Here is a 13,694-nt window from a genome sequence, read left to right on the forward strand (position 1 = left end):
AGCGAATCATGAAACAGCGTGCTTCGCACATGACGGAGCCGAGCGCCAGCGAGGTGGAGTCATGAGCGAAGAGCCAACCGGAACCGACCTAGCCGAAGCGGTCGTCAAGGGTCCGCCGAAGACATTGGCCGGTGGGCTGTTCAAGGCTGTCCGGCCGCGGCAGTGGGTCAAGAACGTCCTGGTGCTGGCGGCCCCGCTGGCCGCGGGCACGGCCAACGAACTCGACGTGCTCCAGCCGATCGCCATCGCCTTCGTGGTGTTCTGCATGGCCGCCTCGGGCATCTACCTGATCAACGACGCGCTCGACGTGGACGCCGACCGGGCGCACCCGACCAAGCGGTACCGGCCGATCGCCGCGGGCGTCGTCCCGATCAAGCTGGCGTATGTGCTCGCGGTGCTGCTGCTGGCCGCCTCGATCGCCGGATCGTTCCTCGCCTCCTGGCATCTGGCCGTGGTGATGGCGGTTTACATCGGCATCCAGCTGGCCTACTGCCTCGGCCTCAAGCACCAGGCGGTGCTGGACATCTGCATCGTGTCCTCGGGCTTCCTGCTGCGGGCCGTGGCCGGTGGCGCCGCCGCGGATATCATTCTGTCGCAGTGGTTCCTGCTGATCATGGCGTTCGGCTCGCTGTTCATGGCGGCGGGTAAGCGCTACGCCGAGTTGCAGATCGCGCTGGGCACCGGCGCCAAGATCCGCAAGTCGCTGGAGTACTACACGCCGACTTACCTGCGGTTCATCTGGACCCTCGCGGCCACGGCCGTCGTGGTGTTCTACGGTCTGTGGGCGTTCCAGCAGGACAGTCTGAAAGACACCAACTGGTTCTCTATTTCTATGATTCCGTTTACCATCGCAATCCTGCGTTACGCGGTCGACGTCGATGGCGGCGAGGCCGGTGAACCCGAAGAGATCGCACTGGGGGATCGCGTCCTCCAGTTCCTCGCAATCGCCTGGATCGGAGCGGTAGGTGTCGCTGTCTATCTCACCTGACGAGATGTTGGTAGCGGGAGTGGAGCAAACGGAATACGCGAACGAGGGGCCGGCTGTGCAGCCGGCCCGCTCGGCGTCGCGGTACACCCTCCTATCCCGCGCCACGTTCGTCGGTGGGATCGCGTTCACCGTCGTCCTTTTCGCCGTCGGCGGCTGGCAGCGCCGCTGGATCGCCGACGACGGCCTGATCGTGCTGCGCACCGTGCGCAACCTGCTGGCAGGCAACGGGCCCGTCTTCAACGCGGGTGAGCGCGTCGAGACCAACACCAGTACCGCGTGGACCTACATCGTCTGGTTCTTCAGCTGGCTGACCCAGGCGCGACTCGAGTACGTGGTGCTCGGCATCGCGTTCACGTTGTCGCTGGCCGCGGTGGTGTTCGCCATGCTCGGCGCGAGCAGGCTGTGGGGCGGCCCGAAGTCGGCGCTGCTGCTGCCCGCCGGGATGCTCGTCTACATCGCCATTCCGCCGGCCCGGGACTACGTCACCTCCGGGCTGGAGAGCAGCCTGGTGATCTGCTGGCTCGGCCTGCTGTGGTGGCAGCTGATCCGCTGGAGTCAGGCGGAGCGGGTGCGGCTGCCCGGCCTGTTCGGGCTGGTGTTCCTCGCGGGGCTGGCCCCGCTGATCCGCCCGGAGATGACGCTCGTCGGCGGGCTCGCGCTGCTGATGATCGTCATCGCGCCGATGCCGCAGGCGCCGATGCGCCCGATCGTCTTGCGCGGCTTGATCGTTGCCGTCGCGGGTCTGGTGCCGATGGGCTACCAGATCTGGCGCATGGGCTACTACGGCCTGCCCTACCCGAACACCGCGGTGGCCAAGGACGCGGGCGGCGCCAAGTGGGGCCAGGGCTTCACCTACCTGTGGGATCTGGTCGGTCCGTACTACCTGTGGGTGCCGTTGCTGGTGCTGCTCGTCGCGGGTGTGGTCGCGGCGCGCGGCAAGGCGCCGGCGCCCGCGGCGCCGACCGGACGGCATGCCGCACCGGAGGAGCAGTCCCGGTGGAACGCGCACCGGATCCGGGTGTGGCTGCGCTCGCCGGGCGCGGTCGTCACCCTGGTGCTGGTGAGCGGTTTCCTGCTCACCATCTACGCGCTGCGCGTCGGCGGCGACTTCATGCACGGCCGAATGCTGTTGGCGCAGTTGTTCTTGCTGCTGCTGCCGGTCGCCGTGGTGCCGATCCGGTTGCCCGCGGGCGGATTACGGTCGGCCACCGCCGCCGACTGGTCGTTCGCCGTGGTGTTGTTCGCGCTGCTCGGCACCGCGGGCTGGGCGCTGTTCGCCGCCAATACGACCGCGATCAAGACCGGCACCAAGATCTCCGCGTCCGGCATCGTCGACGAGCGGGTCTACTACGTCCTCAACACCGGCCACGATCATCCGATCCTGGCCGAGGACTACCTGGACTACCCGCGCATCCGGCCGATGGTCGACACCATCGCGGCGACGCCGAACGGTGGCCTGCTGCTGAACTCGCCGTCGTTCATGTTCTGGTACATGGCCCCGCCGCCGCAGCCCATCCCGCCGGGCGGCGCCGGGCACACGGTCTACTTCCTCAACCTCGGCATGACCAGCATGAACGTCCCGCTGGACGTGCGCGTCATCGACCAGATGGGCCTGGCCTATCCGCTCGCCGCGCACACCGAGCGGCTCACCGACGGCCGGATCGGGCACGACAAGGCCCTGTACCCGGACTGGGTGGTGGTGGACACCGGCATGGTGGACAAGAAGCCGTGGATGCCCTGGTACATGGACGAGAAGTGGGTGACCCAGGCCCGCACCGCGATGGCGTGCCCGACCACCGAAGCGCTGCTGGTCTCCTACCGCGACCCGCTCACCTTCGAGCGTTTCCGGCACAACCTGCGCAATGCGCTGACCTTCGCCAAGTACCGGATCGACCGGGTGCCCAAGTACGAGATCGAACGCTGCGGCCTGGTCGATCCGTTCCCCAAGGCCCCGCAGCCGCCGCGCTAGCAACGTCTCCGGCCAACCCACCGAGCCCCGATTCTCCGGGTCCCGGTGGGTTGGTGCTTTCACAGGGTCCGGCGCGTCGCATTGGTCGAGTCCACAAATCTGGTGTACACCCCTCTGTCTCGGTTCGATAACGCCAGAGTCACGATGACACGCTAGGCTGCGAAAGTACGCCCGTCATGGCGTCAACTAGGTGTTGGCATCGGCGGGTCATCGTTAGACAACGGCCGATGCTGTTGCACGAACGAGAGGTCGAAACTGATGCGAGGCGTGTTCGGGCGTCTGAATACTCGAAGAGCCGGATCGTGGCTGAAGCGTTCGGCGCTGCTGTCGATGGCGATTCTGCTACCGCTCGGGGTGTCGGTGGCAGGCCCGGCCGGCCCGGCGTCTGCGGCGTTCAACCCGGACGGCTTCGATTTCTGGGTCGACTCGGAGATGGGCCCGATCAAGAATCGGGTCTTCCGTGCCGCCGACGGCAATACCAGTCGCGTGGTCTACGCGCTGGACGGCATGCGCGCCCGGCCGGATCTGAGCGGCTGGGAAGTCGACACCGAGGTCGTGCGCGAGCTGACCAAATGGAACATGAACGTCGTGATGCCGGTGGGCGGACCGTCGAGCTTCTACGCCGACTGGAACGGACCGAGCGATTTCTTCGGCCTCGGCAGCGCCGGATCCTCGTCCACCGGGTCGGCCAACTCCGGCTCCGGTCTGCTGTCGGGTTCGGCGGGCATGGGCAAGTCGAACACCTACAAGTGGGAGACCTTCCTCACCAAGCACCTGCGCTACGCGCTGCGTGACCGTCTCGGCTTCAACCCTAATAACAACGCCGTGTTCGGCCTGTCCATGGGCGGCAGCGCCGCGCTCACCCTGGCCGCCTACCACCCGGACCAGTTCCGTTACGCCGGTTCGTATTCCGGCTACCTGAACATCTCGGCCCCGGGTATGCGCGAGGCGCTGCGGGTGGCCATGCTGGACGCGGGCGGCTTCAATATCGACGCGATGGCGCCGCCGTGGGGCCCGCAGTGGCTGCGCATGGATCCGTTCGTCTTCGCACCGCGGCTCAAGGCCAACAACACCCGGCTGTGGATCTCGGCGGGCAGCGGCCTGCCGAGCGCTGCCGACGGGCTGAGCTTCAACACCGTCAACGCGATGGGGCTCGAGGCGCTGGCCCTGGCCAATACCCGTGCGTTCCAGGTTCGCATGATGACGCTGGGCGCCGGCAACGCCACCTACGACTTCCCGTCCGTCGGTGTGCACAACTGGACCTACTGGGCCGATGAGGTCTACCGAATGATCCCGGACATGTCCGCCAATATCGGGTGATTTTCGGGCAAGTCTGTTCGACCGGACCGCCCGGTGCCGAGTGCACCGGGCGGTCTTTTCGTGTGCCGGTCGTCCAAGTGCTGTTCGGTAACGAATGTGGAGAGGTAGTGGACGGTGAGTTGTGGCATGAGTCACTTTCCAGCAACATATAAGCTTCCGCTGCCGATTGATACACGAAGAACATGCACAGAGGTCGATTCGTCCCGTTTCGGTGGACAGCGGCACTCGGTGTCCGAAGAGGGGGCCGGTTTAGATCGCCAGCTGTTTGCCCCCCGGCCGCCCGAACGAAAGGTCGAGTTTGATGCGAATTGCCCGCTGGAAAGGTAGACCCGGTACCTCGGGAGCCACTGGTTCGTGGGTCAAACGATCCGCTCTGGGGATCGCCGTGGCACTTCTGCTGCCCTTCGGTATCGCGGCAGCAGGCAGCGGAGCCACCGCATCGGCGGGCTTCGACCCCGCCGCGTTCGACTTCTGGGTCGACTCCGGCATGGGCCCGATCAAGTCGCGCGTGCTGCGCGCCAGGGACGGCAATACCAACCGCGTCGCCTACGTGCTCGACGGCATGCGGGCGCCGGAGCACCTCAACGGCTGGGAAATCGAGACCAACGTCCCCCAGGTGCTGGCGGACTGGAACATCAACGTCGTCATGCCCGTCGGCGGCATGTCCAGCTTCTACGCCGACTGGAACGCGCCGAGCGAACTGCTCGGCATCCCGGCGGGCTCCGGCTCGTCCTCCGGCTCCGGCGCGCTCAACATCCTGGCCGCGGGGCCGGGCAAGAGCTACCGGTACCAGTGGGAGACCTTCCTGACCCGCGACCTGCGCAACGCGCTGCGCGACCGGCTCGGCTTCAGCGACACCCGCAACGGTGTGTTCGGCCTGTCCATGGGCGGCAGCGCCGCGCTCACCCTGGCCGCGTACCACCCGGACCAGTTCAGCTTCGCCGGTTCGTACTCCGGCTACCTGAACATCTCGGCGCCGGGCATGCGTGAGGCGATCCGGATCGCCATGCTGGACGCCGGCGGGGACAACGTCGACTCGATGGCGCCGCCGTGGGGCCCGCAGTGGCTGCGGATGGATCCGTTCGTCTTCGCGCCCAACCTGGTGCGCAACGGCACCCGCCTGTGGATCGCCGCGGCGAGCGGTTTGCCGACGGCGACCGACGGACCGAGCTTCAACACCCTGAACGGCATGGGGCTGGAGGCACTCGCCTTGGCGAATACCCGTGCGTTCCAGGTGCGGATGGCGACGCTGGGCGGCGGCAACACCGTCTACTCCTATCCTGCCTTCGGTATTCACGCGTGGAACAACTGGACCGACGAGGCCTACCGGATGATTCCGGACATGTCCGCCAATATCGGCTGACGAATTCGTCGTAACCAGACCGCCCGGCGCTATCCAGCGCCGGGCGGTCTGCTGCTTTCTGCCGGGCCGCGCTTATTGGCTGGTTGATCGCTGGCGGCCGGATTGCGATCTTGTCATCGGCCGGAGACACAAGCTGCCCGCTGATAACGGCAAATCACTGGTTTCCGTCACGATCCGGCATCGCCGTGCGTTTTCCGAATGGGAAAACCCGAATAACTGCCTATAGAAGAGCTATAGGCCCGAGGACTTCGCCAGGGGAAGCCACCGACGCCGAGTGTCGATCTCCATGCACCACGGTTGCGGTCAACGTCGACCGCACGGGCGAAAGGTGAAGTCGATGCGGTCTGATGGAGTACGCGGAGCGGTTGCCAGCGGGCGTGGAGCGATCGGTCGTCGCTGGTTCCGGCGCTCGGTCGCCGGTCTCGCCGTCGCCATTACCCTGCCGTTCGGCGGCGGCCTCGGCGCCCCCGCGCAGGCCGCATTCGATCCTGGCGGCTTCGACTTCTGGGTCGACTCCAGCATGGGCCCGATCAAGTCCAGGATCTTCCGCGCCGCGGACGGCAACACCGACCGTGTGGTCTACGCGCTGGACGGCCTGCGCGCTCGCAACGACCTGAGCGGCTGGGAGATCGACACCGACATCTCCCGGGTGCTGCCGCAGTGGAACATCAATGTGGTGATGCCGGTCGGCGGCCAGTCCAGCTTCTATTCGGATTGGATTGCGCCGAGTAATACCAACGGCCAACAGCAGGCTTATGCGTGGGAGACCTTTCTCACCGACAATCTGCGCTGGGCACTGCGCGACCGTCTCGGGTTCAGCCCGCGCGGCAACGGCGTCTTCGGCCTGTCCATGGGCGGCAGCGCCGCACTCGCGCTGGCCGCATACCATGCCGACCAGTTCCGTTATGCCGGTTCATATTCGGGCTATCTGAACATCTCCGCGCCGGCCATGAAGGAGGGCCTGCGGCTGGCCATGCTCGATGCGGGCGGCTACAACATCGACGCCATGTGGGGTCCGCCATGGGATCCGCGCTGGTTGCGCAACGATCCGTTCATGTTCGCGCCACTGTTGCGCGACAACGGAACTCGCCTGTGGATCGCCACCGGCAACGGCGCGAACGGACCACGCGATGTGATCAATGCCCCGATCGACGTCTACCACCTCGGCAACGCGATGGCGCTGGAGACGATCGCGCTGGCCAACACCCGTGCGTTCGAAGCGCGGATGAACAGTCTCGGTCCGAGCAATGCCGTGTTCGTGTACACCCCGGTGGGCGTGCACAGCTGGAACTACTGGCAGGACCAGGTGTTCCAGATGCTGCCAGATCTCAGCGCGAATTTGGGGTGAACTCAATTCGCCGCATTGCCAGGCACTCTCCGCTGTCCACGCCGGGTTCGGCGCCCGCGCTTGCGCTGACACTTCCGGCCATCAGGTGAAAATTTGGTGCTCCGGCACGACAATCACCGGCCGAACGCGATAGGGTCACCGCACCATCACAGATTGCGTACGGGCGGATTTCGGCCACCTGGTTGCCTCGGCCTTGCTAAGGCCACCGGTGTCGAATATCGTCCAGCGAGCGCAAGTGTGACCAGATCGTAGTTTCGCAGTCGCATGCGCCGGAATGTCGGGGTCCGGTGTGCTGCGGCGTGCGTCTCGTTGGCAGCACTGGTGCGGTTGCGCCCCTCGCGGGGTCGCCGACGGCACCACAACAGGCAGAAAAGCAGAAAGAGAGCAGGATTCATGCGTTTCGGCAGGGCGGCCGCGCCGATGAGAAGTGAGTCGGGACGGCGAGGCGCACCTCGTGGTTGGCGTAATCGAATTCTGGCTGTCGGTGCCGCTGCATTGGCGCTACCGATCGCCGCGGGCGTGGCGGCCCCGATCGCCACCGCGGCGCCGGTGCACGCACCGGTCTTGCGTGCTCCCGCAGGCGGATTCGAAGATTTGATGGTCCCGTCCAGCATGGGCCCGATCAAGGTTCAGGTGCAGTGGGCATCGCGCGGCGGCAACGCGGCGCTCTACCTGCTCGACGGACTCCGCGCGCGGGACGACCGCAACGCGTGGTCGTTCGAGACGAATGCGCTGCAGCAGTTCGCGAACGACAACATCACCCTGGTGATGCCGGTCGGCGGTCAGTCCAGCTTCTACACGGACTGGTACGCGCCGAGCAATACCAACGGCCAGAAGACCACCTACAAGTGGGAGACCTTCCTGACCAAGGAGCTCCCGGCCTTCCTCGAGGGCTACGGCGTCTCGCGCACCAACAACGCGGTGGCCGGTCTCTCCATGGGCGGCAGTGGCGCGCTCGCGCTGGCCGCCTACCACCGGGACCAGTTCAAGTTCGCCGCGTCGTACTCGGGCTACCTGAACATCTCCGCGCCGGGCATGCGTGAGGCGATCCGCATCGCGATGCTGGACGCGGGCAAGTTCAACGTCGACTCGATGGCGGCGCCGTGGAGCCCGGCGTGGCTGCGGATGGACCCCTTCGTGTTCGCACCGCAGCTCAAGGGCCTGCCGATGTACATCTCGGCGGCCAGCGGCCTGCCGGGTCAGTTCGACGCGCCGAACTCGGCGGTCGGTGTGTTCAACACCAGCAACGCGATGGCGCTCGAGGCCCTGTCGCTGGTCAACACCCGTGCGTTCCAGGCTCGCCTGGCCTCGCTGGGTATCCCGGCCCGGTTCGACTTCCCGGCCCAGGGCACCCACTCCTGGAAGTACTGGGAGGGCCAGCTCTTCAACTCGCGCAACCAGATCCTGGACGCCACCGGCGCCTGGTGATCGCCTGATCAACCACTCGGGCCGCACCCCTCAGGGGTGCGGCCCGAGTTGCGTTTCGGCACAGATGGTTTGCCGAGCCGCTCCCCGCGGTATCTCTGTGCTCACACATCATTTGTCCCGGTAAGACCGCTTCGGCGCCGCACCTTCTCGCACGGAAGAGGCGGCGCCGGATGCGTTGTGCGAGCCCGCAAAACGAACACGGCGGTTTTCTTATAGTGCGTGTCCTCCCCGGAAGACGGCGGGTACGGGAGTAGAAAGCTCTTGTGGCAGGGATTCGGCGCGGCAGATTGGGGAGACGCGAGCGTCGTGGCGCGCGTCCAGCTCGCGGGCGGTTAGTGCTGCTCGCCACCGCCATGGTCATCCCGTTGGCCGCGGGCGCCGCACCGGCCGCCGCGCAACCCGCTCCCGCCCCGGCACCCGGCCCGGCGGCCGCGGAGGCAGGCGCACCAGCGACCGTGCAGAAGGTGATCTGGCTGACCGACCGCCGGGTCGCCCTGTGGATCAACTCGCCGTCCATGGCCACCCCGATCCAGGTGCAGCTGCTGCTCGCCAAGGACTGGAACACCCGCCCCGACGTGCGCTTTCCGGTGCTCTATCTGCTCGACGGCCTGCGCGCCACCGACGAGGAGAGCGGCTGGACCAAGGATGCGGGCGCCGTCGATTTCTTCGCCGACAAGAACGTCACCGTGGTGCTGCCGATCGGCGGCCAGTCCAGCTTCTACTCCGACTGGATCCAACCGGACAACGGCAAGAACTACAAGTGGGAGACCTTCCTGACCAAGGAACTGCCGCCGCTGCTGGAAGCCGATTGGCGCGCGACGGATGTCCGTGGCATGGAGGGGCTTTCGATGGGCGGCACGGCGGCCATGTTCCTGGCCGCGCGCAACCCCGGCTTCGCCAAGTACGCCGCGTCGTACTCGGGTTTCCTCACCACCACCACGATCGGCATGCCGCAGGCCATCCAGTTCGCCATGCGCGACGCGGGCGGCTACGACGTCGGCGCCATGTGGGGCCCGCCGACCAGCCCGGAATGGGCCGCGCACGATCCGTACACGCTGGCCGACAAGCTCAAGGGCGTCACGCTGTACGTCTCCAGCGGCAGCGGCGCCTCCGGCCCGTTCGACCAGGCGTCCGGCATTCCCGGCGTCAGCACCAACTACGCGGGCATGGGGCTGGAGATCCTGTCGCGGCTCACCTCGCAGAACTTCGTCACCAAGCTCGGCAAGCTGGCGATCCCGGCGCAGGTGAACTACCGCCCGTCCGGCACACACTCGTGGCCCTACTGGGACTTCGAGATGCGCCAGTCCTGGACGCAGGCCGCGGCCGCGCTCGGCGTCGATCCCGGGCAGACCGGTTGTACGGTCGGCGGGCAGATCGCCACCGTGGCCGCCGCGAACAACTGGCTGGGCGACTGCCTGTCCGCCGAGTACCCGGTGGCGGGTGGCGGTGTGGCCCAGGACTTCCGGTCCGGCCGGGTCTACTTCACCCCGGGCAGCGGCGCGCACCCGGTCGGCGGCATGATCGGCGGTGGTTATCAGGCCACGCAGGGCGCCGCCGGTCCGCTCGGCCTGCCGACCGGTGACGAACGCGGGCTGCCGGACGGTAAGGGCCGCATGCAGACCTTCCAGCACGGCTCGCTCTACTGGACCCCGCAGACCGGCGCCCAGGCGGTGCGCGGCGCGATCCTCGACGAATGGGGCAAGCAGGGGTACGAGAGCGGCCCGGCGGGCTACCCGATCGGACCCGAGGTGGCGACCCCGGGCCGGGACGGCGCCGTGCAGTCGTTCGAGAACGGTCCGTTCTACTACAGCGCCAAGACCGGCGTGCACCGGGTGCAGGGCATGATCCTGGGCAAATACGCTCAAATGGGTTACGAGAACAGCTGGCTCGGCTTCCCCGCCGCCGAGGAGCAGCCACTGAAGGACCTCGGCCGGTACAGCCGTTTCGAGGGCGGCAATATCTACTGGAGCCCGCTCTCGGGTGCGTGGGCGGTGAAGAACGGTCCGCTCATGGAGGCCTGGCAGGTGCTCGGGTATGAGAACGGCAAGCTCGGCTATCCGATCAGCGACGAGTTCCCCGTCCCCGGCGGTGTGCAGCAGAACTTCCAAACCGGTTTCATCGTGCTGCGCGATGGCAAACCGGAGGTTCACGGGCTTTAAATCTGACCGGTCTGTTTGTTGTCCGGCTCCGATCTCTTAAGTCTTGCCGCTATGTTGGGTGGCGACCTCCCCCGTTTGCGAACAGATCGAGGACAGAATTCATGCAGAGGACCCGTGGCAAGGTATTCGGCGTTGTCGTGGCGATCGCGGCGACCGGCCTGCTCGCCGCCTGCGGTGGCAACGACTCGACCGCATCGAGCACGCCGACGCTGACCCGCACCACGGCGGCGACCCAGCCGCCCGCCTCGTCCACCAGCGGTGCCGACACCGGCCAGCAGGCGCCGGCGCCCACCCCCCAGCCCGAGCAGCCGCCCGCCGAGACGGTCGCCCCCGAGCGTCCGCAGCCGGTGCCTGCCGAGTCCGCGCCGCCCGCGGACACCTCGAAGCTCACCGACAAGGACAAGAAGTACCTCGACGCGCTCAAGCAGCAGGGCGTGACCCCGTCCACCCCGGATATCGCGCTCAGCGTGGCGAACTACGTCTGCCAGGGCGCTGCGTCCGGGGCCTCCGATCAGGATCTGATGACCTTCGTGACCGCGATGGCCGGCTCCGACCCCTCCTTCGACCCGGCCAAGATGCCGGTCGAGAAGGCCGGAGAGGTCTACATCAGCGCCGCGAAGCAGACGTACTGCAAGTCGTGAGCGACGTGAAGGAGCGCGGCGAGTGAACCGGGAACACAGCTGCACCGCAGGCCAGACGGAGCCGAGCGCTAGCGAGGCGCGGTTGTGAATGCGCGCCGTGGCGGCACATCCCGCCGGTCGAGGCCGGTGGGATGTCTCCTGCTGATCGGGATCCCCATCCTGATCATCATCGTGGTGTTGCTGCTGTGGTACCTGCTCGCCGGGCTGCTGCGCCAGCCGAAGCCGGGACCGAAGCCGCCCGAGGAGCCGACCTCACAACCGGCGAGTTGCCCGGACGTGCAGATGATCTCGGTGCCGGGCACCTGGGAGTCCAACAGCAACGACGACCCGCACAACCCGACCGCGAACCCGATCTCGTTGATGCTCAACATCTCCAACCCGGTCGGCCAGCAGTTCCCGAAGGAACGGCTGGACGTGTACACCGTCCCGTACGTCGCGCAGTTCTCCAACCCGATCGCCATTCCGCCGGACGGCCAGCAGTCCTACAACAACAGCCGGTCCGAGGGCACCCAGCGCATGATCGACGCGATGCAGCAGCGGCACCGCGAATGTCCGTTGACCACCTACGTGATCGCCGGGTTCTCGCAGGGCGCGGTGATCGCCGGTGATGTGGCTGCGCAGATCGGCCAGGGTAAGGGGCCGGTGCCTGCGAACAAGGTGCTCGGCGTGACGCTCATTTCGGATGGCAGGCGCACCGGCGACACCGGTCCCGGCCAGCCCGTCCAGATCGGTGCGGTGCCCGCGGGCGTCGGTGCCGAGGTCGCGCTGAAGGGTCTCAACGTTCCCGGCATCACGATGACCGGTCCGCGCCCGGGTGGTTTCGGCGAACTGGCCGAACGCACCTTCACGATCTGCGCGCAGGGCGACCTGATCTGCGACGCACCGCGCGAAGCACTGAGCCCGTGGAACATCATGGGCAGCGTCGGCGCGCTGGTGCGCGCGGCGGGCAACCCGGTGCACGCGCTGTACAACGGTTTCATCGTCGACGAGAACGGCACCACCTCCACCCAGTGGACCGTCAACTGGGCGAACGGCCTCGTCGAATCGGCACCGCATCCGCCACATTCGTGAGTAGGCGAACCGAAGACACAGCGCAAATCGCACGACGGAGCCGAGCGTCAGCGAGGCGTAGTCGTGAGATTTCACAGGCAAAGAAGGGGTCGGCACGCAGAACACCAGTACTGCCCCGACAAGCGCGACTCCCGTTGGACAGCACGCTGTAAAGTGCCGCAGGTGATCGCGACGCAGGTAGCACCGACGCCGTGTCCGGGACTGCACCCTGCACCGTCGCGCCCGAATTTCCTTACAGCCAGGAGCATGAGTTCATGACAGAAGCCGCCGCACCAGCCGGTGAGTTGACCGCGCTGGGTACGCCGCTGCGCAGCTTCCGCTTCGCGGCAGCGGGCGAGGGAAATAAGCAAGAGGGTGGCGCCCGCAAGTTCATCCAGACGGCGCAGCAGGCCGAGGAGTACGGCTTCGACACCTTCGTCGTGCCGGATCACCTGGGCGACCAGATCGGCCCGATCGCCGCCCTCGGCGCGCTGACCCAGGCCACCGAGAAGATCCGCCTCGGAACGTCGGTGCTGGCCAACGGTTTCCGGCACCCCGTGGTGCTGGCCAAGGATCTGGCCACCATCGACGTGCTGTCCAAGGGCAGGCTCGAGGTCGGCCTCGGCGCGGGCTGGAAGCAGGACGAGTTCGTCGCCGCGGGCCTGCCCTACGAGACGCCGGGCGTCCGGCTCGCGAAGCTGGACGAGGCGCTGACCATCCTGGACGTGCTGCTGCGCGGCCAGGAGTGCACCTTCGAGGGCAAGTACTACCAAGTACAGGGCATCAAGGGCACGCCTCGGCCACGGCAGGGTCCGCGCCCGCCGATCTGCACCGGCGGCGGCGGTCCGAAGATGCTGCGGCTGGCCGCCAAGCACGCCGACATCATCTCGGTCGTGCCGGTGACCACCAAGAACGGTAAAGGCCTCTTGTCGGGCATCACGCTGGAGAAGACCATCGAGAAGGTGAACCTGATCCGCGAGGCCGCGGGCGACCGGTTCGCCGATATCGAGCTGAACTGGGCCATCACCGCCATCGTCATCACCGACGATCGCGAGAAGACCGCTGAGATGGCGCTTTCCGCGATCGACCGCGGCCTGCACCCGGATCTCGAGGTGGACGTGAAGCTTTCGGTCGAGGACATCTTGAACTCGCCGTACGTGGCCATCGGCAGCTTCGAAGAAATCGCCGAGCAGATCCGCCGTGTGCGCCAACTCACCTCGATGTCGTATGTCGGGGTCTTTCCCACCCAGATGGACGCATTCGCCCCCGTTATTCCCCTGCTGCGAGACGAGTGAGCCGGTCTTCTCTGTAACATGACTCTGGTTTGAGTACATCTAGCCGATAGCGGTCACCGCGCAGACCGCCCAATAACTGCAGGCTGACTCGAGCACTTGGAGCCACCCGCGGGCGAAAGCGAGTCGGGGCCTC

The 13,694-nt window shown here is 66.8% G+C and carries 10 protein-coding genes; all 10 read left to right on the forward strand.

Features of this window, described 5'->3' with window-relative positions:
- Window positions 1–61 precede the first annotated feature (61 nt).
- Window positions 62–988: a decaprenyl-phosphate phosphoribosyltransferase gene (locus DBO33_RS02520; protein WP_107653606.1), complete on the forward strand. Its 927-nt coding sequence runs from the start codon at window positions 62–64 to the stop codon at window positions 986–988.
- Between the two features lie 4 nt (window positions 989–992).
- The gene (zomB, locus tag DBO33_RS02525; RefSeq protein ID WP_107653607.1) at window positions 993–2,957 is read left to right on the forward strand and encodes a flagellar motor control protein ZomB; all 1,965 of its coding nucleotides are present in this window, start codon (window positions 993–995) and stop codon (window positions 2,955–2,957) included.
- A gap of 258 nt (window positions 2,958–3,215) precedes the next feature.
- Window positions 3,216–4,277, forward strand: coding sequence for an alpha/beta hydrolase (locus tag DBO33_RS02530; protein ID WP_107653608.1), 1,062 nt, complete (start codon window positions 3,216–3,218; stop codon window positions 4,275–4,277).
- A gap of 301 nt (window positions 4,278–4,578) precedes the next feature.
- Window positions 4,579–5,640, forward strand: a complete 1,062-nt coding sequence (locus DBO33_RS02535) for an alpha/beta hydrolase (RefSeq protein WP_107653609.1) — start codon at window positions 4,579–4,581, stop codon at window positions 5,638–5,640.
- A gap of 337 nt (window positions 5,641–5,977) precedes the next feature.
- Complete coding sequence (locus DBO33_RS02540) at window positions 5,978–6,988, forward strand: alpha/beta hydrolase (RefSeq protein ID WP_107659899.1); 1,011 nt, start codon at window positions 5,978–5,980, stop codon at window positions 6,986–6,988.
- A 393-nt stretch (window positions 6,989–7,381) separates the two neighbouring features.
- Window positions 7,382–8,416, forward strand: a complete 1,035-nt coding sequence (locus tag DBO33_RS02545) for an alpha/beta hydrolase (RefSeq protein WP_407670457.1) — start codon at window positions 7,382–7,384, stop codon at window positions 8,414–8,416.
- A 353-nt stretch (window positions 8,417–8,769) separates the two neighbouring features.
- Window positions 8,770–10,575 (forward strand): alpha/beta hydrolase-fold protein, encoded by a 1,806-nt coding sequence (locus DBO33_RS02550; protein ID WP_107659900.1) that lies wholly within the window; start codon window positions 8,770–8,772, stop codon window positions 10,573–10,575.
- A gap of 101 nt (window positions 10,576–10,676) precedes the next feature.
- Complete coding sequence (locus tag DBO33_RS02555) at window positions 10,677–11,216, forward strand: DUF732 domain-containing protein (RefSeq protein ID WP_199856517.1); 540 nt, start codon at window positions 10,677–10,679, stop codon at window positions 11,214–11,216.
- Between the two features lie 126 nt (window positions 11,217–11,342).
- A complete protein-coding gene (locus DBO33_RS02560) occupies window positions 11,343–12,287 on the forward strand; it encodes a cutinase family protein (protein ID WP_107653611.1) in 945 nt (314 codons plus the stop codon).
- A gap of 254 nt (window positions 12,288–12,541) precedes the next feature.
- Window positions 12,542–13,561, forward strand: coding sequence for an LLM class F420-dependent oxidoreductase (locus DBO33_RS02565; protein WP_107653612.1), 1,020 nt, complete (start codon window positions 12,542–12,544; stop codon window positions 13,559–13,561).
- The last annotated feature ends 133 nt before the right edge of the window (window positions 13,562–13,694 follow it).

Source organism: Nocardia suismassiliense (assembly GCF_900269665.1).
Lineage (GTDB): Bacteria > Actinomycetota > Actinomycetes > Mycobacteriales > Mycobacteriaceae > Nocardia > Nocardia suismassiliense.